Origin of the sequence: Streptomyces sp. NPDC059009, from assembly GCF_042740175.1 — a bacterium.
Classification (GTDB): Bacteria; Actinomycetota; Actinomycetes; order Streptomycetales; family Streptomycetaceae; genus Streptomyces.
The window spans coordinates 1-21,627 of record NZ_JBHYJB010000011.1; the positions used below are offsets into that span (position 1 = coordinate 1).

The 21,627-nt window shown below is 71.7% G+C and carries 20 protein-coding genes; 13 read left to right on the plus strand and 7 right to left on the minus strand.

Going from position 1 to position 21,627, the window contains the following annotated elements:
- Positions 1–164: 164 nt before the first annotated feature.
- Positions 165–869 (minus strand): SLATT domain-containing protein, encoded by a 705-nt coding sequence (locus ACFWYM_RS13245; RefSeq protein WP_384835217.1) that lies wholly within the window; start codon positions 867–869, stop codon positions 165–167.
- Between the two features lie 289 nt (positions 870–1,158).
- Between ACFWYM_RS13245 and ACFWYM_RS13250 the strand changes: the two genes are divergently transcribed.
- The 9 genes from ACFWYM_RS13250 to ACFWYM_RS13290 all read left to right on the plus strand — a co-directional run bounded on the left by ACFWYM_RS13250 (position 1,159) and on the right by ACFWYM_RS13290 (position 10,655).
- Positions 1,159–1,521: a YbaB/EbfC family nucleoid-associated protein gene (locus ACFWYM_RS13250; protein ID WP_384834700.1), complete on the plus strand. Its 363-nt coding sequence runs from the start codon at positions 1,159–1,161 to the stop codon at positions 1,519–1,521.
- Between the two features lie 71 nt (positions 1,522–1,592).
- Positions 1,593–2,192: a recombination mediator RecR gene (gene recR, locus ACFWYM_RS13255; protein WP_384834703.1), complete on the plus strand. Its 600-nt coding sequence runs from the start codon at positions 1,593–1,595 to the stop codon at positions 2,190–2,192.
- Positions 2,185–2,844: a DUF5063 domain-containing protein gene (locus tag ACFWYM_RS13260; protein WP_384834706.1), complete on the plus strand. Its 660-nt coding sequence runs from the start codon at positions 2,185–2,187 to the stop codon at positions 2,842–2,844. Before recR ends, ACFWYM_RS13260 begins: the two co-directional genes overlap by 8 nt.
- A 101-nt stretch (positions 2,845–2,945) precedes the next feature.
- Positions 2,946–3,560: a hypothetical protein gene (locus ACFWYM_RS13265; protein ID WP_384834709.1), complete on the plus strand. Its 615-nt coding sequence runs from the start codon at positions 2,946–2,948 to the stop codon at positions 3,558–3,560.
- Positions 3,557–5,941: a tetratricopeptide repeat protein gene (locus ACFWYM_RS13270; protein WP_384834712.1), complete on the plus strand. Its 2,385-nt coding sequence runs from the start codon at positions 3,557–3,559 to the stop codon at positions 5,939–5,941. The genes ACFWYM_RS13265 and ACFWYM_RS13270 overlap by 4 nt, the downstream gene beginning before the upstream one ends.
- Positions 5,942–6,167: 226 nt before the next feature.
- Complete coding sequence (locus tag ACFWYM_RS13275) at positions 6,168–7,439, plus strand: aspartate kinase (RefSeq protein WP_384834714.1); 1,272 nt, start codon at positions 6,168–6,170, stop codon at positions 7,437–7,439.
- Positions 7,436–8,503, plus strand: a complete 1,068-nt coding sequence (locus ACFWYM_RS13280; protein ID WP_384834717.1) for an aspartate-semialdehyde dehydrogenase — start codon at positions 7,436–7,438, stop codon at positions 8,501–8,503. The genes ACFWYM_RS13275 and ACFWYM_RS13280 overlap by 4 nt, the downstream gene beginning before the upstream one ends.
- 332 nt (positions 8,504–8,835) lie before the next feature.
- The gene (locus tag ACFWYM_RS13285; RefSeq protein WP_384834720.1) at positions 8,836–9,492 is read left to right on the plus strand and encodes a SigE family RNA polymerase sigma factor; all 657 of its coding nucleotides are present in this window, start codon (positions 8,836–8,838) and stop codon (positions 9,490–9,492) included.
- A 74-nt stretch (positions 9,493–9,566) separates the two neighbouring features.
- Positions 9,567–10,655 (plus strand): hypothetical protein, encoded by a 1,089-nt coding sequence (locus ACFWYM_RS13290; RefSeq protein WP_384834723.1) that lies wholly within the window; start codon positions 9,567–9,569, stop codon positions 10,653–10,655.
- Between the two features lie 21 nt (positions 10,656–10,676).
- On the opposite strand, the gene ACFWYM_RS13295 is transcribed toward ACFWYM_RS13290, so the two are convergent.
- Entirely contained in the window at positions 10,677–11,495 is an 819-nt protein-coding gene (locus ACFWYM_RS13295) for an SURF1 family protein (RefSeq protein WP_384834725.1), read from the minus strand.
- A 137-nt stretch (positions 11,496–11,632) separates the two neighbouring features.
- Entirely contained in the window at positions 11,633–13,462 is a 1,830-nt protein-coding gene (locus tag ACFWYM_RS13300) for a S9 family peptidase (RefSeq protein WP_384834728.1), read from the minus strand.
- Positions 13,463–13,532: 70 nt separating this feature from the next.
- Between ACFWYM_RS13300 and ACFWYM_RS13305 the strand changes: the two genes are divergently transcribed.
- Both ACFWYM_RS13305 and ACFWYM_RS13310 read left to right on the plus strand, forming a co-directional pair.
- The gene (locus tag ACFWYM_RS13305; RefSeq protein WP_384834731.1) at positions 13,533–14,363 is read left to right on the plus strand and encodes a class I SAM-dependent methyltransferase; all 831 of its coding nucleotides are present in this window, start codon (positions 13,533–13,535) and stop codon (positions 14,361–14,363) included.
- Positions 14,364–14,457: 94 nt separating this feature from the next.
- Positions 14,458–14,631 (plus strand): hypothetical protein, encoded by a 174-nt coding sequence (locus ACFWYM_RS13310; protein ID WP_384834734.1) that lies wholly within the window; start codon positions 14,458–14,460, stop codon positions 14,629–14,631.
- 146 nt (positions 14,632–14,777) lie between these two features.
- Here the strand turns inward: ACFWYM_RS13310 and ACFWYM_RS13315 are convergent, their stop codons facing one another.
- The 3 genes from ACFWYM_RS13315 to ACFWYM_RS13325 form a co-directional block, all read right to left on the minus strand.
- Complete coding sequence (locus tag ACFWYM_RS13315) at positions 14,778–15,314, minus strand: GNAT family N-acetyltransferase (RefSeq protein ID WP_384834737.1); 537 nt, start codon at positions 15,312–15,314, stop codon at positions 14,778–14,780.
- A gap of 86 nt (positions 15,315–15,400) precedes the next feature.
- Entirely contained in the window at positions 15,401–17,284 is a 1,884-nt protein-coding gene (locus tag ACFWYM_RS13320; RefSeq protein ID WP_384834740.1) for a hypothetical protein, read from the minus strand.
- Positions 17,285–17,459: 175 nt separating this feature from the next.
- A complete protein-coding gene (locus ACFWYM_RS13325; RefSeq protein WP_384834743.1) occupies positions 17,460–18,008 on the minus strand; it encodes a PadR family transcriptional regulator in 549 nt (182 codons plus the stop codon).
- A gap of 150 nt (positions 18,009–18,158) precedes the next feature.
- On the opposite strand from ACFWYM_RS13325, the gene ACFWYM_RS13330 reads away from it, so the two are divergent.
- Positions 18,159–19,004 carry an alpha/beta fold hydrolase gene (locus ACFWYM_RS13330; protein WP_384834746.1) on the plus strand — a complete coding sequence of 282 codons (846 nt, stop codon included), beginning with the start codon at positions 18,159–18,161 and terminating at the stop codon, positions 19,002–19,004.
- 251 nt (positions 19,005–19,255) lie between these two features.
- A complete protein-coding gene (locus ACFWYM_RS13335; RefSeq protein WP_384834749.1) occupies positions 19,256–20,320 on the plus strand; it encodes a DUF3533 domain-containing protein in 1,065 nt (354 codons plus the stop codon).
- 38 nt (positions 20,321–20,358) lie between these two features.
- Here the strand turns inward: ACFWYM_RS13335 and ACFWYM_RS13340 are convergent, their stop codons facing one another.
- On the minus strand, positions 20,359–21,333 hold the full coding sequence (locus tag ACFWYM_RS13340) for an esterase/lipase family protein (protein ID WP_384834752.1): 975 nt from the start codon (positions 21,331–21,333) through the stop codon (positions 20,359–20,361).
- Positions 21,334–21,627: the final 294 nt, after the last annotated feature.

A 21,627-nucleotide genomic window follows, 5' to 3' on the forward strand; every position in this document is an offset into this window, starting at 1 on the left:
CGGCCTGGACGGCCTCGTCCTCAATCGCCGGACGGGCTATCTCTAGCCCGTCCGGCGCTTGAGGACGAGCCGCGTCAGCGGCGATATGGGTGCCCCAGGGCCGACGGAGTCGGCAGTTTCGGGAAGGGGCGGGACTGGGGAAAGGAGCCCCGCAGGGCAACGGCTCAGCGAGCCTCAGGCGGGCGCTGCCGCGGCATGTTGGGCCGCGCCCCCGGCGGCAACCCCGCCCCCCGCGCCCCCTGAGCCGGCACCTCTCCCCGAGAGGGAACCATCGCCTGCATGGCCATCGGCGCGGGCCCCGACCGGAACTCCACCATCCAGTCCGCCGTCTCCGCCCGCACCAACTCCGTCACGTCCTCGGAGAACTTCCGCAGCACCCCGAGACACCGCTCCGCCGCCTCACTCGCCGTCCCGTCCGTCGGCCCGAGCACCTCCCGCACGCTCTCCGACGCCCAGTCGAACTGCAGCGCCTGCAGCCGCCGTTGCACCGCCTGCGCCGTGGCGACGTCCCGCATCCACCCGGACGTCAGCCCGAAGAAGCGATCGCAGCCCACACACGCCACCCCGGCGAGCAGCGACACAAAGCCCCACGCGGCGACCCCCGCCCCCGCCGCCGCCCCCACCCCCGCGAGATCCAGCAGCGGCAGCACCCCCGCGCCCACCGCGCCCAGCGCCGCCCCGCCCCGCAGCAGCCGCGCCCCGCGCCGCTTCCACGCGCGGTCGGAGAGATACCACTCCGCCGTGTTCAGGGCGCCGCGCTCCACCCACCGGTAGAGCTCGTCGAGCCGGGCGGCGGGCTCGCCCCAGTCGCCGAGGGGAAAGGTCCGCCCGGACAGGTCCGAACCACCCGCACCCGGCGTCCCATGCATCTCCGGCTGGCTCACCCGGCACTCCCTCTCCCTATGTGGTGGTGCGCACGTAACGACAAGTGACGCAACGTAACGGATGGTGCCGATGCGCAGGTCCAGTCCTACCTCCCAATGGGTGGCCATGAGCCCGCTTTCGCGGCTTTTCCGCCTGGAAGAGCTGCTTAATCAGGTATAGGAAGCCCGGTGATTCGCTCGAAAGAGTGCTGGGGCGAGGGCACCCCCGACGACGTAGGCTCGTCCCAGGCGGAAACCCCGTCCAGTAAGTCCCGTACCGACCAGGAGCTGATTCGTGATCCCCGGTGGTGGCCAGCCCAACATGCAGCAGCTGCTGCAGCAGGCCCAGAAGATGCAGCAGGACCTCGCGACCGCGCAGGAGGAGCTGGCGCGCACCGAGGTCGAGGGCCAGGCCGGCGGCGGCCTGGTCAAGGCGACGGTGACCGGCTCCGGCGAGCTGCGCGGCCTCGTCATCGACCCGAAGGCGGTCGACCCCGAGGCTGCTTCTCCTGAAGAAACGGTCGAGACGCTCGCGGACCTGGTCGTCGCGGCGGTCCAGGCGGCGAACGAGAACGCGCAGGCGCTCCAGCAGGAGAAGCTCGGCCCGCTCGCCCAGGGCCTCGGCGGCGGTGGCGGCTTCCCGGGCCTGCCCTTCTAAGCGACCGCGAACCCAACTACCGTACGTACGGGGTCGACAGGCCCTTCAATCCCCCAGGAAAGGCGTTCCGCGTGTACGAAGGCGTGGTCCAGGACCTCATCGACGAACTCGGCAGGCTGCCGGGCGTCGGTCCCAAGAGCGCGCAGCGGATCGCCTTCCACATCCTCCAGGCGGAGCCGACCGACGTGCGCCGTCTCGCGCACGCGCTCCTGGAGGTGAAGGACAAGGTCCGCTTCTGTGCGACCTGCGGCAACGTCGCGCAGGAAGAGCTCTGCAACATCTGCCGCGACGCGCGCCGCGACCCGGCCGTCATCTGTGTGGTCGAGGAGCCCAAGGACGTCGTCGCGATCGAGCGCACCCGCGAGTTCCGCGGCCGTTATCACGTCCTGGGCGGCGCGATCAGCCCCATCGAGGGCGTGGGCCCGGACGACCTGCGGATACGGGAACTCCTTGCCAGGCTCGCGGACGGGACGGTCACGGAGCTGATCCTGGCCACCGACCCGAACCTGGAGGGCGAGGCCACGGCGACGTACCTCGCGCGCATGATCAAGCCCATGGGCCTGAAGGTCACCCGCCTGGCCAGCGGGCTCCCTGTCGGGGGAGATCTGGAATACGCGGACGAGGTGACTCTCGGCCGCGCCTTCGAGGGGAGACGACTCCTAGATGTCTGACGCCACGCTGCACGCGACGACGCAGGACCCGAACGACTTCGCGGTCCAGATCGCCGACCAGGTAGAGAGCTTCATCGTCTCGGTCAAGGAAGTGGCCAAGGGCGACGAGCCCGACTCGGCCGTCCCCTTCCTGCTCCTGGAGGTCTCCCAACTCCTGCTCGCGGGCGGCCGGTTGGGCGCCCACGAGGACATCGTCCCGGACGAGCGCTACGAGCCGGACCTGGGCCCCGAGCAGGACGTCGACGACCTCCGCGAGCGGCTCGCGCTGCTCCTGGACCCGATCGACGTCTACTCCGAGGTCTTCGACCCGTACGAGCCCCGCAAGGCCCCGGTCGCCCACCGCATCTCGGACGACTTCGCGGACGTGGTCGCGGACCTCGCGCACGGCCTCGCCCACTACCGCGCGGGCCGCGTCACGGAGGCCCTGTGGTGGTGGCAGTTCTCCTACTTCTCGAACTGGGGCTCCACGGCCTCGGCCGCCCTGCGCGCCCTCCAGTCCCTGGTCGCCCACGTCCGCCTCAACCAGCCCCTCGAGGACCTCAACGGCCTCGACACGGACGAGGACCTGGCGGAGGACGCGCTCGCGGAGGCGGCGGGTCAGGTGATGGCGGAGGAGATCGCGGGACCGCTGGGCCTGCGCACGGTCAAGTAGCGCGGGTGGCGCGGGTGGCCCGGGTGGTCCGGTAGCGCGGGCGGGACGCGGATTCACGCAGAGCGGCCCTCGTCCGCGCCCCCTGGGGCGATGATGTCCCCATGGCAGCAAGTACGTTGACGTGGACGGGAATTGCGGCGTGCGCGCTCGGCTCCGCCGGTCTGGTCACCGTCGCGTTCGTGGACCTCGGCAGCGCGGACCAGCTGGCGAGCGTCGGCGGCGGCGTCCTGGCCCTGCTCGGCTTCGCGGTGGCGCTCTGGTCCCGCCGGACCGGGACGGCGCCTGAGCCGGACGGCACCCCACCGCCGACGGTGACCGCTTCTGGCGAGCGGTCGGTGGCGGCGGGCGGATCGATCGGGTCAGTGGCCACGGGCGACGGCGCGGCGGCCTCACCACCAGCGCCAGCGCCAGCTCCGGCTCCGGCGCCAACTCCCGCTCCAGCTCCCGCTCCAGCTCCGGCTCCTGGTCCCGCTCCGGGCACCCCACCGCCCACCGTGACCGCCTCCGGCAACCGCTCCGTCGCGGCGGGCGGCTCCGTCGGCTCGGCCTCCACGGGCGACGGCACCCCGGCACCCAATACCCCAGCACCCAACACCCCCACGCCCGCCGCCCCCACGCCTCCCGCACCCCCTGCCCCCGGCACCACCCAAGCCACCGGCGACCGCTCCATAGCCGCGGGCGGCGACATCGGCAGCGCGGCGACGGGGGACGCGTGAGCGGCCCCGGGGCGAGTGCCGCGGGGGACCGCTCCGTGGCCGGGGGCGGGGACGTCGGTGCCGTGGCCACCGGAGACGGAGCCCTCGCGGTCCATCAGGCCATCGCGAACGCCACCGTCCTGCCGCCGGAGGCACTCGTGTCCGCCGCCGACATCGACTGCCCGCCGGGCCTGCGCAACCTTCCCGCGCGCCCGGCCCTCTTCGTGGGGCGGGAAGGCGAACTCGACGCCCTGGACGCCGCGTTGGCGGGCTCCGGAGGAGTCGTCGTGCAGGCCCTGCACGGGCTCGGCGGCATCGGCAAGTCCACGCTCGCCGCGCACTGGGCGGCGACCCGGGCCGGGCACCGCAACCCCGTGTGGTGGATCAGCGCCGACTCGGCCGAGGGCGTGGCGGCCGGGCTCGCGGGGCTCGGGGGCGCGCTGCAGCCGATGCTCGGCGGTGGTGTCGTACCGCAGGAGATCCTGCAGGAGCGGGCCGAGCAGTGGCTGGCCGCGCACGAGGGCTGGGTGGTCGTCCTCGACAACGTCACGAACCCGGCGCACGTCAAGCCGCTGCTCGCCCGGGTGCCGCAGGGCCGCTTCCTGATCACCAGCCGCCGGGCCACGGGCTGGCACGGCGTCGCGGACCCGATCGGCCTCGGGGTGCTCGAACTCCCGGAAGCTGTTGAGCTGTTCCGCCGCATTCACCCGGCGGGCGACCCGGACGGCACCCCGGAGCTCTGCGCCGAACTCGGCTGTCTGCCGCTCGCGGTGGAGCAGGCCGCCGCGTACTGCGCCGAGACCGGCATCGGCCCGCGCGCCTACCTCGGGCTGCTCGCCGACTTCCCGGCGGACCTGTACGCGGCGGCGCCGGAGGGCGGCGACGCGGAGCGGACGGTCGCGCGGGTGTGGCGGCTGACCCTGGACCTGCTCGCGGAGTCGGGGCCGCTGCCGGGGCGGATCCTGCGGATGCTGGCGTGGTGCGCGCCGGACGGGATCCCGCGTGCGCTGCTCGACCCGCTCGGCAGGCCGCCGGAGGTCCACCGGGCCGTCGGCCGGCTGCGCGCGCACAACATGGTCACCGTCGACGGCGACCGGCTCTCCGTGCACCGCCTCGTGCAGGCGGTGGCGCGGACGGTGGACCCCGAAGACCCGTACCGGACAGCGGAGTTCGTGGCGGTGGCGCGGGACGATGTCGTGGCGGCACTCTCCGGGCTGCTCCCGGCAGACGTGGACGACCAGTCCGGCTGGCCCGCTGTGCTCGGCCTGTTGCCGCATGCGGAGGCGCTGGTCCGGTACGCGACCGAGGAGGAGGACGCCCCCGCCGTCAGTGGGCTGCTGGCGCAGATCGGCGAACGGCTGCGGGCCCAGGGCGCCGGGCGGCGGGCCCGGCCCCTCCTGGAGCGGGCGGAGCGGGGCTTCGTACGGCACGGGGGAAGCGAACACCCCGACACCCTCGCCGCCCGCAACCTGCTGGCCTGGTGCCTGCGCGCTTCCGGAGAGCCGGAGGCCGCGTACTCGCTGGCCGAGGGCAATCTCGCCGACGCGCTGCGCACGCTGGGCAGGGACCACGTGGCCACGCTCGACGCCCGGAGCCAACTGGCCGTGGCCTGCCTGGCGTCGGGGCGGCCGCAGCAGGGCCTGCCGCTCGGGGAGGAGAACCTCGCCGAGCGGATCCGGGTGCTGGGCGCCGAGGACCTGTCGGTCCACAAGGGGCGGGTCACCCTGGGGGCCCTGCACATGGGGATGGGGCAGGTGGCGGAGGCCCTCGGCTGTATGGAGGCGGCCGTGCCGGGGCTGCGCGCCGGGCTGGGGGCCGAGCACTCCGCCACGCGGGAGGCCGCCCTGCTGCATGACAACCTCTCGCGGGTCTGCGAACTCTTCGCGGCCGGTGCGGAGTTGGACAGCTTCGTCGCCCTGGCCGACGCCGATCCGCACGCGGAGGCGACCCGCGACAGCCTGAAGGCCATGGGCACGACCATGGGGCGAGCCATGGCCGCATCGGCGGAGCGCACGCGCGAACTCCTCGACAGCGAGCTGCGAGGGCTCCAGGAGAGCTCCGTGGCACTGGGGGAGCGGCACCCCGAGGTGCTCTGGGCCAGGATGCGGATCATGAGCCTGTACGCGCAGACCGGGGAACTGGAGTGCGCGGTAGAGGTGGGCGAGCCCCTCCTGGCCGACTGCGTACAGGAGATGGGCGCGGAGGACGTCTTCACCGGCGCCGTGACCGTCTTCCTCTCCCTCCTGTACGAGGGGCTGAGCCGTCCCGACCTGGCCGAGGACCTGCTCGAACGCCACTCCCTCACCGCTGAGCGGGCCGAACGCATGCTCGGCATGTTCCTGGGCGGCTTCGACGGCCTCCGCTCGCTCCTGAACGACGAGCCGGACGACGAGCCTCTGTGAGCCACCCCACTTTCCGGAGTGCCGCCCTCCGAAGGGGGAAGGGGTCTGTCCGGAGCGGCCGGAACGTACGGCCCGAGCAGCGGGCCCGTATGCCGCGGTGATCACTTTGTGAGCGGGACATCTCACGATGCGATACTCGCCGGGCGAATTTCGGCCGCTCGTTAGACTGAGCCGACCGCAGTACACGCGTACGTGCGGTGACAGACGGACTGAGCGAGGAGCGCACGTGGGCCTTGTCGTGCAGAAGTACGGAGGCTCCTCCGTAGCCGATGCCGAAGGCATCAAGCGGGTCGCCAAGCGCATCGTCGACGCCAAGAAGAACGGCAACCAAGTGGTTGTCGTGGTGTCGGCCATGGGTGACACGACGGATGAGTTGATCGATCTTGCCGAGCAGGTTTCCCCGATTCCTGCCGGGCGCGAATTCGACATGCTGCTGACCGCGGGAGAGCGGATCTCCATGGCCCTGCTGGCCATGGCGATCAAAAACCTGGGCCACGAGGCCCAGTCGTTCACCGGCAGTCAGGCCGGCGTCATCACGGACTCGGTCCACAACAAAGCGCGCATCATCGATGTCACCCCGGGCCGCATCCGGACCTCGATCGACGAGGGCAACATCGCCATCGTCGCCGGGTTCCAGGGCGTCAGCCAGGAGGGCAAGAACATCACCACGCTGGGGCGTGGCGGCTCGGACACGACCGCCGTCGCCCTCGCCGCCGCGCTGGACGCCGAGGTCTGCGAGATCTACACGGACGTCGACGGTGTGTTCACCGCCGACCCGCGGGTGGTGAAGAAGGCCCGCAAGATCGACTGGATCTCGTTCGAGGACATGCTGGAGCTCGCCAGCTCCGGGTCCAAGGTGCTGCTCCACCGCTGCGTGGAGTACGCCCGCCGCTACAACATCCCGATTCACGTCCGGTCGTCCTTCAGCGGACTTCAGGGCACGTGGGTCAGCAACGAACCGCAAGGGGACCGCAAGGTGGAGCAGGCCATCATCTCCGGTGTCGCGCACGACACCTCCGAGGCCAAGGTCACGGTCGTCGGCGTGCCCGACAAGCCGGGCGAGGCCGCGGCGATCTTCCGCACCATCGCCGACGCCGAGATCAACATCGACATGGTCGTGCAGAACGTGTCGGCGGCCTCGACCGGTCTCACCGACATCTCGTTCACGCTGCCCAAGTCCGAGGGCCGCAAGGCGATCGACGCCCTGGAGAAGACCCGGGCGCGCGTCGGCTTCGACTCGCTGCGCTACGACGACCAGATCGCGAAGATCTCCCTGGTCGGCGCGGGCATGAAGACCAACCCCGGCGTCACCGCGGGCTTCTTCGAGGCGCTCAGTGACGCGGGCGTGAACATCGAGCTGATCTCGACGTCGGAGATCCGCATCTCCGTGGTCACGCGCGCCGACGACGTCAAGGAAGCCGTGCGCGCGGTGCACTCCGCCTTCGGTCTCGACTCCGACACGGACGAGGCCGTGGTGTATGGGGGCACCGGGCGATGAGCCGTAAGCCGACGCTCGCGGTCGTCGGGGCGACCGGGGCGGTCGGCACGGTCATGCTCCAGATCCTGTCGCAGCACGCCGACATCTGGGGCGAGATCCGACTCGTGGCCTCGCCGCGTTCGGCCGGGCGCAAGCTGGCCGTGCGCGGCGAGGAGGTCGAGGTCGTCGCGCTGTCCGAAGAGGCATTCGACGGCGTTGACATCGCCATGTTCGACGTGCCCGACGAGGTGTCCGCGCAGTGGGCGCCGATCGCCGCGGCCAAGGGCGTCGTCGTGGTCGACAACTCCGCCGCCTTCCGGATGGACCCGGACGTTCCGCTGGTCGTCCCGGAGGTCAATCCGCATGCCGCCCGGGTGCGCCCGCGCGGCATCGTCGCGAACCCCAACTGCACGACCCTCTCCATGATCGTGGCCATCGGCGCCCTGCACGCCGAGTTCGGCCTGCGCGAGCTGATCGTCTCCTCGTACCAGGCGGTGAGCGGCGCGGGCCGCGAGGGCGTGGAGACGCTGCGGCGGCAGCTGGATCTCGTCGCCGCGAACCGGGAGAGCGAGCTCGGCACGCGGCCCGGCGATGTGCGCCGGGCCGTGGGCGACGACACGGGGCCGTTCCCGGAGCCGGTGGCGCTCAACGTCGTGCCCTGGTCCGGGACGCTGCGCGAGGACGGCTGGTCGTCCGAGGAGATGAAGGTCCGGGACGAGTCCCGGAAGATTCTCGGCCTGCCCGGCCTGAAAGTGGCCGTCACCTGTGTACGGGTCCCGGTGGTGACCACCCACTCGCTGGCCGTCCACGCGCGCTTCGAGAACGAGGTGACGGTGGACCACGTCCGCGAGATCCTCGCCACCGCGCCGGGCGTCGTGCTCTTCGACAACCCCGCCGCCGGTGAATTCCCCACGCCCGCCGACGCGGTGGGCACCGATCCGACCTGGGTCGGCCGGGTGCGCCGCGCCCTGGACGACCCGACCGCGCTCGAACTCTTCGTCTGCGGCGACAACCTGCGCAAGGGCGCCGCCCTGAACACGGCGCAGATCGCGGAGTTGGTGGCGGCGGAGTTCGCGGGGCAGTAGCGCGGTCTCCGGATGGGGGAGCGGAGCCCCGAAGCGGAGTCCTTTGTGGGATCTGTGTAAGTTCTGTGAGCAGTTCGATGGTCCGGACCACTTGAACTGGAGCGTCTCCGCGTTCGAAGATTCGCAACCCGCCCACTGCAACCGGCGACGAGGCGGGCCGCGTCTTTGCGGTCGCCCTCAGGGGTGGCCGAGTGCTGCGGAAAATGGGGCATAGGGGAAGAGCTGGTACGCATGGGGGCATTTGATGCATCGTCACAAGCGATGCCTGCGCATGCTGAAAACGCGATACCGGGCGCGTACAACCCTTACGGGGGGAAGCGTGTCCAACAGGCGTGGCAGAGGTACTCGACTTCACAGTGGTTCAGGCGAGAGGCGCGGCTCTGCGCCCGCCGCGCCGACGCGCGCCCGGTGGCATGCCGGTGATCGCGCCCATGCCCGCTGCGCGGCCGGCCCGCATCCCCAATCAGCGCGAGGGCGATGACTTGCGCGTGAGTGCGGGGACCACAGTCGACCATCTCACCGAGACCTATCGCGCCCACTACCGTTCGCTGCTCGGCCTCGCGGCCCTGCTCCTGGACGACACGGCGTCCTGCGAGGACGTGGTGCAGGAGGCGTTCATCCGGGTCCACTCGGCGCGCAAGCGCGTCCGTGACCCGGAGAAGACCCTCGCGTATCTGCGCCAGACCGTCGTGAACCTCTCGCGGTCCGCGCTGCGCCGCCGCATCCTCGGCCTCAAGCTCCTGTCGAAGCCGATGCCGGACATGGCGAGCGCGGAGGAGGGGGCCTACGACCAGCTGGAGCGGGACGAGCTCATCAAGGCGATGCGCGGCCTCCAGCGCCGCCAGCGCGAGGTCCTGGTGCTCCGCTACTTCGCGGACATGACCGAGGCCCAGGTCGCCGAGACGCTCGGGATATCGCTCGGCTCGGTGAAGGCGTACGGCTCGCGCGGCATCGCGGCGCTGCGGGTGGCGATGGAGGCCCCGGCATGAGCGGCGACCGGCGGCACCACGATGCGCACCAGGCTCATGGGCGCGATGCACACAAGGCTTTTGGGAACGAGAACGTGAACGACGGCCACGGCCCCGCCGACACCGGGGAGCCCGCCGAGGGGTTCGGCACCGACGGATTCGGCACCGACGACGGGTTCGGCACCGACGAGCTCGCGCTGCGCAGGATGCTGCGCCAGTCCGTGCGGGAGATCGAGCCGGACGACCACGCGCTCGAGCGGCTCCAGCGCGCCGTGCCCGCACGCCGGGCCCGTAAGCGCCAGGCGGTCGTCGGCGTCGCGGCCGCGGCGCTCTTCATCGGTACGGCGGTCCCCGCCCTGGTGCACGTCACCAACTCCCGCGGCGGCGACGACCACCCCTCGATCGCCGGGGCGGGCAACAGCGAGCGGACCCACGACGGGTCGAACCAGGGGAAGGGGGAGGCGGGCACCGGGGAGAAGAACACCGGTGGTCATTCCGGCTCCACCACCTCCAAGGACAAGAAGAACAAGAAGGAAAAGGGCAAGGACGGCAAGGGGAAGGACGGCGGCGGCGCCACCGGCGGCGCGACCGGCGGCCCCGACCCGCAGAACTCCGAAGCCGCCACCTCGCCCGCCTGCGAGGCGACCCAACTGGGCAGCGCCGCCCCCGACGTCGGCACCGCCGACGCGAACGGCACGGTCTACGGCACCTTCCGCATCTCCAACACCTCGGGCAACACCTGCACGGTGGAGGCGGCGGGCACCGTCACCGCCACCGCCCAGGGCGCGGCCGACCCCACGAAGGTCACCGTCGTCGACCACACGGCGGGCGACGCGGCCGCCGGGCTGCCGGACCCGGCCCAGGAGACGACGTCCCTGGTCCTCAAGCCCGGCGCGGCCTACGAGGTCAAGTTCGCCTGGGTGCCCGCCAAGGAGTGCCCCTCGGAGGGCGGCGACCCCTCGCCCGACCCGACCCCCTCGGAGGGCGGCGGCAGCACGGACGGCGGCTCGTCCTCGCCGGACGGCGTCCAGACCCAGCTGGTCCGCGAGGACGGCGGCACGCCGGCCGACGGCAGCGTGGCGGTGAACCTGACGGCGGAGGCGGGCTCCCCGGCGGTGGGCGCTACGGTGCCCAACGCGTGTGCGGGGACGGTGTACAAGACGGGCGTGTTGCCGGGTCAGTGACCCGGCCCCGCCGTCAGGCGCTCAGGCCCGGGAGGTTTCGGCCGCTGTCCCGGCGTCGGGAGCCTCGTCCGGTACGAGCCCCAGCGCGGCGTCCCGCGCGAACTCCCGCTCGCGGCGGAACAGCCGGAACCACATGAACACCACAAAGGCGGCGAAGACGAACCACTCGCCGGTGTAGCCCAGGTTCTGGAACGCCTTCAGGTCGAGCCCGGTGTTGTCCGGGGCGGTGGCGGGCACCGCCTTCATCCCCGAGCCGCCCTTCCCCAGGGTGACCCAGGCCGGGTACAGGTCGTCCTTGACGAGGTTCACCAGCGAGGCGTTGCTGATCGCGCCGACCTGGCCCGCGGGCAGCCCGCCCGCCGCACTCACTCCGTTCGAGCCGGGGCTCTCGGGGGCCTGCAGGGCGCCGGTCACGGTGACCTCGCCGGCGGGCGGGGCCGGGGCCTTCGCGGGGGACGCGTCGCCCGGGAGCCAGCCGCGCACGACGGGCAGCGACTTGCCGGAGCCGGTGCGCAGCAGCGTCAGGACGTAGTAGCCCTTCTTCTCGTCCAACTGCCGGTCCGGTACGAGGAGTTGCTTGCCGTAGCGGCCCGTGGCGGTGGCCTGCTCGCCGGAGGTGTTCTTGTCGACCGGCAGCAGCGACTCGAGGGGCCGGGCCTTGTCCTTCCCGCCCGCGTCGGCGCGCTGCTCCTCGGCCTGCTTCTCGGCGGACTCGTGCGCCTGGACGCGGTCCTCGAAGCGGCCGAGCTGCCAGGACCCCATGAAGACGCAGAAGGGGACGGCCAGCACGAGGAAGACGTTGATCCCCCACCAGCGGGGAGTCAGCAGGAACCGGTACACACCCCCACGGTACGGGGCCCCGGCGGGCACCCCGCCTCGGGGTACCCGCCGGGACGCACGGCATCACGGGGTCACGAGCTCACGGACTCACGAGCTCACGGACTCACCGGGCTCACCGAACTCACGAGCTCACGAGCTCACCGGACGTGGCGGCGCGCGAAGTCCAGCTCCAGGCCCAGCTGCTTGATCCGCTCGTCCACGACGAGCGAGCCGTGGCCCGCGTCGTAGCGGTAGACCTCGTGCGGGGCGCCGCGGGCGGCGAGCCGGTCCACGTAGTTGTCGATCTGGCGGATCGGGCAGCGCGGGTCGTTGACGCCCGCCGAGATGTAGACCGGGGCCTTCACCGCGTCCACGTACGTGAGCGGCGACGACGCCTCGAAGCGGTCCGGGACCTCCTCGGGGGAGCCGCCGAAGAGGGTCCGGTCGAGGGCCTTGAGGGCCTCCATCTCGTCCGCGTACGCCGTGACGTAGTCCGCCACCGGGACCGCCGCGAGACCCACCGCCCAGGCGTCCGGCTGGGTGCCGAGGCCGAGCAGCGTGAGGTAGCCGCCCCAGGAGCCGCCGGACAGGACGAGCCGCTCGGGGTCGGCGAGCCCGGAGTCCACGGCCCACTCGCGCACGGCGGCGATGTCCTCCAGCTCGATGAGCCCCACGCGGTGCTTCAGGGCATCGGTCCACTCACGCCCGTATCCGGTCGAGCCGCGGTAGTTGACCCGGACGACCGCGAAGCCGTGGTCGACCCAGGCCGCCGGGCCCGCCGCGAAGGCGTCGCTGTCGTGCCAGGTCGGCCCGCCGTGCACCTCGAAGATGGTGGGCAGCGGCCCTTCGGCGCCCGCGGGCTTCTGGACGAGGGCGTGAATACGGCCGCCGGGCCCCTCCACCCACGCGTCGGTGACCGGGACGGAGGCGGGCGCCTTCATGCCGGGCGGGTCGAGGACCACCCCACCGGCCGTGGACCGCACGACCGGCGGCTCGGCCGCCGAGGACCACAGGAACTCCACGGTCCCGTCGGGCCGGGCCGTGGCCCCGGAGACGGACCCGGCCGGCGTCGGCACCGGAACGAGCTCGCCCCCTCCCAGCTCATACCGCCACAGCTCACTGCGCGCCTCGAAGCTGTGCGCGACGAGCAGTGCGGAGCCGTCCGGACACCACTCGGCGGAGACGTCGCCGGGCAGCCCGAGATCGAGCTCGCGCTCCTCGCCCGACGCGACGTCCCACACCATCGGCTCCCACCGGCCGCGGCGCTGGTGCCCGACGAGGAGCCGGGTGTCCCCGTCGACGGGCGCGAAGCCGAGCACCTCCAGGCCCAGCTCGACGGTGCCGCCCTTGGTGTCGTCGAGCGCGGCCACGGACGACCCGTCCGGCCGGACCACCCACAGCGCGGAGTGCATGGCGTCACCGTGCTCGGTGTGCTCGATCGCAATGAGAGAACCGTCGTGCGACAGATCCCCGACGCCCGCCGACTCCCGGTGGCGGTAGATCTCGACGGGCCCTTCGTCGGCCCGTACGAGGTGAATGGTCGAACCGTCCTCGTCGGTGGACCGACCCACGACGGCGAACGAACCGTCCCGGCTCAGCGCGAGGCCCGCCGGGTAGGACGGCTCGAGCCCCGGCAGCGCGACCTCGGCGGCACCGTCACCCGCTCCCGACCCGAAGGGCTGGCGCATCCAGACCCCGAATTCGTCCCCGTCCTTGTCGTTGAACCACCACACCCACTGGCCGTCCGGAGACAGCGTCCCGTCCGTCGTCCCGTTCGCCCGCTCCGTCACCTGTCGCTGCTCGCCGGTGGCCCGGTCCCAGGAGTACAGCTCGTACGTCCCTGTCGCGTTCGACACGAACAGCGAACGCTGCGGGGCATCCTCGGCCCACTCGGGCAAGGACACGCGCGGCGCCCGAAACCGCTGCTCCCACACAGGCATCTCGGACCCTGCGTCCCCAGCCGTACCTTCCACACCCGTCTCACTCATGGCCCCATAGTGCCTGGCGCGAACGACAATCCGCTGGCGAGCCCCCACACCCTGTGGATAACTTTCGACCATGTACTCCCCGACCCCCGCCGACTGGCGCGAAGCCAACCGAAGACGCTGGGACGAGCGGGTCCCGATCCATCTCACCGGCGACTTCTACGACATCGAAGGGTTCGTCGCGGGCGAGGACTCGCTGCGGGACTTCGAGCGGGCGGAGGTGGGCGACGTCACCGGCCGCTCGCTGCTGCACCTGCAGTGCCACCTCGGGCTCGACACGCTCTCCTGGGCCCGCCGCGGCGCCTCCCACGTCGTCGGCCTCGACTTCTCCGAGCCCGCCGTCGAAGCCGCCCGCGACCTCGCCGCCGAGATCGGGCTCGGCCCCGACCGGGCCACCTTCGTCGCCGCCGACGTGTACGACGCACAGGACGCGGTGCCCGACTCCTCGTACGACATCGTCTACACCGGAGTGGGCGCCCTGTGCTGGCTCCCCGACATCCGGCGCTGGGCCGAGACGGCCGCCGCACTCGTCGCACCCGGCGGCTTCCTCTACCTCGCGGAGTTCCACCCGCTCACCGACGTCCTGGACGACGAGACCGGCTCACGGATCGTGTACGACTACTTCGCCCAGGACGCCTGGGTCGACGAGACGCCCGGCGGCTACGCGGACGCGGAGACGCCCACGGTCCACAACCGCAGCGTCGAGTGGCAGCATCCCATCGGCGCGGTGGTCTCCGCGCTCGCGGCCGCGGGCCTGCGGATCGAGTTCCTGCACGAGCGCCACACCACCCTCTTCCAGCGCTTCGGTGCGCTCGAACGCCGCGACGGCGCCTACGAGTTCCCCGCCGACCGCCCTCGCATCCCGCTCATGTACTCGCTGAAGGCAAGCAAGCCGGCCCTCTAGGGCAAGGGCCTTCCCCGGCGCTCCGGATGCCGATGTCCGGGCCCCGGGGGAGAGTGGTGGGACACCCCGCTCCTACGCATGGAGGAGACCGGACATGGCGAAGCACTCCCATTCCCGCTCCCACGACCCGCGCGAAGAGTCCCAGCGCTCCCGGAACGCCGCCGCAGAGGCCCGCGCCAAGCAGGCGAAGCGCCCCGTCGACTCGATCTCGGCGAAAACACGCGGCATGCAGCAGAAGGCCCAGGCCCGCCGCCAGGGCAACCGCTGAGGGGCGACTCCGTCACCCCTGAGGCCCCCTCCTGAGGGCTGCGCCCCCAGACCCCCCTTCGGCCTGAACGGCCTCGTCCTCAAACGCCGGACGGGCTGAAGGGCACCCCCCGAGGCTGAAAGGGGCCCGCCCCACGTCCCGCGCGCTCAGCTCTCACCCAGCGGCCGCATCCACCCTTCCCGCAGCCCTTCACCGTCCTCGAAGCCACCGAGCGGCACCCACCCCCAAGCCCGCAGCACAGCCCGCCCCAACTCGTCCCCGCTCCCGCTCGCCAGCTCGGCGACCACCAGCTCGCCCGCGTGCCGTACGAGCAGCAACGCACGCAGCCGCGAAGCGATGCCCTGGCGCCGGTGCGTGGGCGCGACCATCAGCTCACGCAGCACGAACACCCGCTCGGGAACGGGATGCTGGCCCACGGTCCGCGAGGGCACGAGCCCGCTGAACGCCCGCCACCACGCACCGTCCGGCTCCGCCCGATGCCCATAGAGGCAGCCGACGAGTCCCGCGGCGTCGGCGGCGACCATGTCGAACTCCGGCTGCTGGACCTGGTGTTCAAAGCGTTCCAGGAACCCCTCCCGGTCCCCGTACGCCTCAAGATGGAGCCCCGCAACCGCCTCCCGCTGCTGCTCGGCCTGCCAGCGCGAGAGACGCCGCAGGAACACCTCCGCCACCTGTTCCGTCATCGATCAGCCTCCCGCCCCCGCGCCCCGCGTACGCCTGACTCCGCATGGTGACACCACGGACCACGCAGCGGAACGGTACGAGTGGGTCAAAGCCGCTTGAAGACCCCGGTGAGCCCCGCGATCAGCATCGCCGCGAGCGCCCACCCGGCCAGCGTGTACGCGGTCGCCCAGATCTCCGTGGCGCCCACGGCGACAAAGCGGGAGCGGACTCCGAGGTTGGCGCCGGGGATGAGCAAGTCGGCGGTGTAGACGGCGGAGTTGAAGTGAATGTCCGGGTCCAGCGACTTGGGCGTGGTCCGGAAGCCGGGGCGGCCGATGTGGTGGAAGAGCCACAGCCCGGACGAGTAGAACAGCCCGATGGGCAGGAGGATCCGCCACGGCCGGTAGCCGAAGCCGACGGTCACCCACAACAGCCAGGCCCACGCGGTGCGCAGCGCCTTCGGGGTGCGGTTGGCCCCCGACCGGGGCTGGTCGCGCCGCCGCCACTGCGCGGCGATCTTTATCCGGCGGGCTTCCTGCTCCTGCCCCTCACGCTGGTAGAACCCGGCCAACTGCTTGTAGGGCTGCGGGACATACCCCTCCGCGTCCTGCCCGATCCAGCGCAGCCGGGCCCCCACGTCCATGCGCTTGGCCTCGATCGCGGTGTATGTGAAGCCGTTCAGCATGATGCGGACGCAGCCGCGCCACTGCCCCGCGTGCGGCCCCTCGGTCTCGAACCAGGTGGCCGAGGAGTCGTACCAGGAACCGGCTTTGGCGCTGCGCAGGTCGACGGTGCCGGTCAGCGCCCGGGGCTGGAACAGCACACGCCGGGCGACGGTGGCGTCCATGAGGTTGAGCGCGGAGTCGCAGGCGGCGCCGTTCACGAACGACGCCTTCTCGAAGTGCAGTTCACCGATCCGCGCCCCCACGAGGTCGACCTCGCCCTCGGCGGTGAACTGCTGGCAGCAGTACATCGTGCCCTTGACGACGAGCCGTTCGCCGTCGATGGCCTTCAGGTCCCGGCCCGCGTTCTTGAACGTGCTGCCGGAGCAGTCGAGTTCACCGCCGATCTGGGCGCCGCGCAGCCGCATCTCGCCGGTCGCCGTGAACCCCTTGCTGCACAGCATGTTGGAGGCGACCACCATGTTGTACGCGTCGAGGGCCCGGCGCCCTTCGTTGGTGACGCTGCCGCCCGCGAGGTCCAGTTCGCCGCCGATGTGGGCGCCGCGCAGCCGGAATTCCCCGAAGGTGCAGAACGGCCGGTCGTCCTTGGCGCGGCACAGCATCGTGCCCTTCACAAGGAGACCGAAGCAGTTGACGGCGATCCGGTCGTCGGGGCGCGGGGCCAGGCGGTTGTCGAAGGTGGAGCCGGAGAAGTTGGCCTGCCCGCCGACGTACGCGTTGATCAGCTTCACCTCGCCGGTCAGCTCCGCGGAGCCGATCCACAGGCTGCCGTCGACGACGAGGCGGCTGGCGTCGAGGGCCATGGCGCCCTCGTGGCTGAGCCGCAAGCCGTCGCAGTCGAGGGTGCCGTGGATGTGGGCGCCGCGCAGCCGGACCTCCCCGGTGGCGGTGAAGCCGTGGTTGAGCCAGAGGTCGCCCTGTGTGTGCATGGCGCTGGCCTGCAGCCCGCGGACGTGGCAGCCGGGCAGTTCGACGGTGATGGCGCGCGCGTTGTCGAGCAGCAGCGGCGTCTCGTCGGCGAAGTAGCAGTCCTCCAGGTGCAGCGGCCGGGTCAGATGGGCCGCGGCGAGATCGAGGGTCCCTTTGATGTGCGCGCCCGCGAGCCACAGCGCCCGGTGCGTGCCGTTCTCGGCGCCGACCGGGACGGTGAGCAGCCGGGCCAGTACATCGGCCTCGACCTTGCGGGCCATGTCCCACCCGGCGCCGTCGCGCGCGTCCACGCGCTGCCCGTGCACGGGCCGTAAGTCGACTTCCTCGCCTCGGGCCAGGCGCTCCTCGTAGGACCCGGCAGCGCTTGTTTCGTTCATGGTTCGTTCGCCCCCCATGGCGCTCCCCTTGGTGCTCCCCCCGGGGAGTGGTTCAGATGCAGCCAACGGTCCCCTGTGGGAGCCCTCCCGCACCGGGCCGGTGGGGATTCCTCCGCGAAGTTGGGCTGCGCTACGGAGCGAGGGGCCAGCCGAAGGGCGTACGACTACTGCGTGCCTAACCCTTGGCCTTCGATTCCGCCTCGGCCTCCAGCTCGGCGACGGTCGTTTCCAGCCACTCCAGGTCGGCCTTGCTGGTGGCGCGCGCCAGCAGCAGGATCCCGGAGCGGAACCGGTCGGGCATCTCCTCCGCGCTGAGCGGCTTCCCCTTGTCGTAGAAGAAGCTGGCGGGCTCCTTCATGAAGTCCAGGCGGCGCCTCAACACCCTTGCCTGGTCCACCGGTTCGGGCAGGAAGCGCAGGAAGCTGAGCAGCACGAAGAACGAGTGCCGGTCGGTGATCTCGACGTCGCTCGGCTCACGGAGGCGGCGCAGCAGCTCGGCGCGGCCGCTCTCGGTGAGGTGCAGCATCTGCCGCGGGGTGGCCCCGACGCCGGGCTCGGTCTGCTTGGTCAGGAGCCCCTTGGCCTGGAGCCGGCTGATGGCGGGGTAGAGCGCGCCGTCGCTGACGGGCCGCACGTGCCCGTTCAGGCCCGAGAGGCGGGAGCGCAGGTCGTAGGCGTGCAGCGGCTCCTCGTACAGGAAACCGAGGATGCTCAGCGTGAGCACGGGACCTCCCCATCTGATCCGTTGTCTGAACCGTTGTCCGTCGAAGGTGCCCCACGATATCGATACCTCTTATCGAGGTATCTCTGTTAGAGTCATCGTACGTCGCCTTCGGGTTCACCGCCCGCGGGCTCACAACAAGGGGGCTGTGCCATGACCGCAATGACGGCTACGTACGCAGGTGTGACCACGGGCGAGTTCCGTACCCCGGACGGCGTCCGCCTCGCCTACACGGACTTCGGCGGCGCGGGCCGCCCGGTCCTCGCGCTGCACGGCGCGTACGGCAGGGGCCGCTCCTTCCACGCCCTGGCCCGGCACCTAGGCCCCGGCTACCGCGTGATCGCCCTGGACCAGCGCGGCCACGGCCACTCCGACCGCCCCGGCGACTACTCCCGCGAGGCGTACCTCGCCGACACTGCCGCGGCGATCGAGCACTTCGGCCTGGCCCCGGCCATCCTGATCGGCCACTCGCTCGGCGGCATCAACGCCTATCAACTGGCCGCCCGCCGCCCAGAGTTGGTCGAGGCCGTGGTGATCGCTGACTCTCCCGTGGCGCTCGCCCCCGGGGTCGTGAGCGCCGACTGGCTGACCGGTGTGCCGGACCGCTTCCCCACCTTCGCGGAGCTGCGCGCGCAGATCGAGGCCGCCAACTCCGTGGGCTTCCTCGACCACTTCACCGAGAGCGCGGTCGAGGACGAGCGGGGCTGGGGCTTCCTGTGGCGCCGGGACGACATGGCCGAGGTGATGCGGGGCGTCACGGGGGACTGGTGGGCCGACTGGGCGGGCAGCGCCCAGCCGTTCCTCTTCGTACGGGGCGCCACCAGCCGGTACGTGTCGCCCGAGGACACCGCCGAGATGGCCGCCCGCCGCCCCGGCACGCAGTTCGCCGCCATCGAGGGCGCGGGCCACGACTTCTACCTCTCGCACACGGCGGAGTTCGCGGCGGTGACGAGGCGCTTCCTGGACGCCCTGCCGCCCGCCCGGCCCCAAGCCGTGTGACCGGCCGCCGGGTGACCGCTGCGGGCCTTCCTGGCCCCCTGGCCCGCTGGCCGCTGCGGCCACCGCGGTCGCCGTGACCTCGGTGGCCGCCGTGCCCCCCTGGCCCCCGGTGGCCGCCGTACCCCCCTGGCCCCGGTGGCCGCCGTACCCCCCTGGCCCCAATGGCCGCCATGGCCCCCCGTGCCCCCGTGGGACCTCCGTTTGGCCGATCCCAGCCAGCGCCCCCCGGCGGGCCCGCCGATCCTGATCCCATGAGCGATGAGCAGCAGTCGGACCCCCGGCCCACCTCGTTCCTCGGCGAGATCAAGGACGCGGTGTCGGCCCGCTCCGCCCTGCTCGTCCTCGGTGTCCTCGCCCTGGGCGTGCTGTTCATCACCTCGTACGCGGGCGCGTTCCACCATCCCAAGCCGAAGGACATCGCGTTCGGTGTCGTCGCCCCCGAGCAGGTGAAGGCCCAACTCGTCGGCGAGCTCGACAAGTTGCCGGGCCATCCGCTCGACCCGCGCGCGGTGGCGAGCCCGGCCGAGGCGGACCAGCAGATCAAGGACCGGAAGATCTACGGCGCCCTGCTCTTCGACCCGCGCGGCACCACCGACGAGCTGCGCGTCGCGAGCGGCGGCGGCGCGGCCGTGGCCGACGCCCTCGAAGAGGTCGTGGCCCTGGTGGAGAAGGCGCAGCAGCCCCCGCGCACGGTGAAGACGGTGGACGTCGCCCCCATCGGCAAGGGCGACTCGCGCGGCCTGTCCTCCTTCTACCTGGTCGTCGGCTGGTGCGTGGGCGGCTACCTGTGCGCCGCGATCCTCGCCATCAGCTACGGAGCACGGCCCGCCAATGTGCGGCGGGCCGCGATCCGGCTGCTGACCCTGGCCCTGTTCTCGGCGGCGCTCGGGCTCCTCGGCGCGGTCGTGATCGGCCCGATCCTGGGCGCCCTGCCGGGCAGCGTGTGCGGCCTGTGGGGGGTGGGCACCCTCGTGGTCTTCGCGGCCGGCGCCACGACGTTCGCCTTCCAGGGCATGGCGGGCATCGTCGGCATCGGCCTGACCGTGCTGGTCATCGTGGTCGCGGGCAACCCGAGCGCGGGCGGAGCCTACCCGTACCCGCTGCTGCCCCCGTTCTGGCGCGCCATCGGCCCCGCCCTGCCACCGGGCGCGGGCACCTGGGCGTCGCGCTCGATCGCGTACTTCAGCGGCAACGCGATGACCGGACCGCTGCTGGTCCTGTCCGCGTGGGCGCTGGGCGGCGCGCTCCTCACGTTCCTGTTCGCGTCCCTGAAGAAGGGCCGCGAGGCGGTGGAGACGAGCGAGGTCCGCCAGTAGGCCGCCCTACTCGGGTACTCGGCTACTCGGGTACTCGGCTACTCGACCGGCCCGGTGGGCCCGGTGAGCGGCAGTACGGTCTGGCACTTCACCGCGCGCGGGTGGGCGGGGTCGAGCGCGTTGAGGACATGCGTGAGGGTGATCGGGTCGTAGGCGGCCTCCAGGTGATCCGTGTGGTCCTTCGCGCAGCCGTCCTGGAGCAGGATGTTCTTGACGGTCGCCCCGGGACCGGCCTTGAGGAACCCGTTCGAGTAAGGCGTCACGACCTCGTCGTACTTCGTGGCGATGACCGTGTAGTCCACGCCGGGCACGGTGTCGCCGCCCGCGTCGAGCTCCTTGTTGAAGGGCGAGCCGACCTCCTGCTCGTACAGGGCGGGCCAGGTCTTGTCGAGGAAATCGTTGGCGGGCTGCAACAGGTGCAGGGCGCGGCCGAGTTCGGTGATGCCGTCGAGGGTGGTGCCGTGGTTGGAGGGGGTGATGCCGACGAGCTTGCCGACCTTCCCGGCGGCGCTCGGGTCGTTCTTGAGGTAGGTGCGGGGCATCGGCCCGCCGCCCTGCGAGTGCCCGACCAGATCGACTTCACCGGCGCCGGTCGCGGCCCGCACCTTGTCGACGAAGCCCCCGAGCACGGCGGCGCTGTCCTTCATGTGCCCGGTGCCCTGAACAGGCGAACTGCCGTCACCGGCGCCATAGTTGAAGGCGAAGACGCAGTACCCGTTGTTGGCGAGGAGCGGCGAGGCTCCACCCCAGTTGTCGTTCATGTTCTCCAGCGTGCCGTGGATCAGGACGACGGGGTTCGGGTGCGCCGAACTCGGCTTGCACAACCAGTCGTTGGCCCCGGCAGGCGCGTCCTTCGCCTTGAAGAACCCCTTGAGGAACCCCTTGCTGAAGTTGTACTCGACGCCTTCGGTGCCCTCGGCGTTCGCCGTCGATACGCCGACGGCGACGAGCCCGGATATCCCGAGGGCGGCCGCGACAAGGGCGCCCATTCCTTTGCGTCGTATGCGTCTCATTTCCAGTACCGCCTCTTCTCTCTTGAATCCCAAGAGAATTAAGGGACTTGACGAGCGGCAAAGTAGAAGGCACGCGACGGGGCGGGCAACACCTGTGACGGGACGGGTGGTAGGCCACTCAGAGGGCTGCCACGGTTTACGGCGGGACGGCGCCGAAGGTGTCACGGAGATGAGCGCCCGCCCCCTCGCATCACCTCGCAGGATGCGCAAAGTCGCAGGTAACTGCCCTACTAGCAGCGGTAGTTAATCTCTGTCCTGCACCTTGACCCGCCGGTAACTTCACCTCATACTCTG

What these genes read in the sequence shown, in the direction of transcription:
- ACFWYM_RS13265 (WP_384834709.1), top strand. Translation starts at nt 2,946, where the DNA reads ATGGCAGCAAGTACGTTGACGTGGACGGGAATTGCGGCGTGCGCGCTC.
- ACFWYM_RS13320 (WP_384834740.1), bottom strand. Translation starts at nt 17,284, where the DNA reads ATGAACGAAACAAGCGCTGCCGGGTCCTACGAGGAGCGCCTGGCCCGA.
- ACFWYM_RS13335 (WP_384834749.1), top strand. Translation starts at nt 19,256, where the DNA reads ATGAGCGATGAGCAGCAGTCGGACCCCCGGCCCACCTCGTTCCTCGGC.
- ACFWYM_RS13305 (WP_384834731.1), top strand. Translation starts at nt 13,533, where the DNA reads ATGTACTCCCCGACCCCCGCCGACTGGCGCGAAGCCAACCGAAGACGC.
- ACFWYM_RS13280 (WP_384834717.1), top strand. Translation starts at nt 7,436, where the DNA reads ATGAGCCGTAAGCCGACGCTCGCGGTCGTCGGGGCGACCGGGGCGGTC.
- ACFWYM_RS13330 (WP_384834746.1), top strand. Translation starts at nt 18,159, where the DNA reads ATGACCGCAATGACGGCTACGTACGCAGGTGTGACCACGGGCGAGTTC.
- ACFWYM_RS13315 (WP_384834737.1), bottom strand. Translation starts at nt 15,314, where the DNA reads ATGACGGAACAGGTGGCGGAGGTGTTCCTGCGGCGTCTCTCGCGCTGG.
- ACFWYM_RS13245 (WP_384835217.1), bottom strand. Translation starts at nt 869, where the DNA reads ATGCATGGGACGCCGGGTGCGGGTGGTTCGGACCTGTCCGGGCGGACC.
- ACFWYM_RS13260 (WP_384834706.1), top strand. Translation starts at nt 2,185, where the DNA reads ATGTCTGACGCCACGCTGCACGCGACGACGCAGGACCCGAACGACTTC.
- ACFWYM_RS13310 (WP_384834734.1), top strand. Translation starts at nt 14,458, where the DNA reads ATGGCGAAGCACTCCCATTCCCGCTCCCACGACCCGCGCGAAGAGTCC.
- ACFWYM_RS13300 (WP_384834728.1), bottom strand. Translation starts at nt 13,462, where the DNA reads ATGAGTGAGACGGGTGTGGAAGGTACGGCTGGGGACGCAGGGTCCGAG.
- ACFWYM_RS13340 (WP_384834752.1), bottom strand. Translation starts at nt 21,333, where the DNA reads ATGAGACGCATACGACGCAAAGGAATGGGCGCCCTTGTCGCGGCCGCC.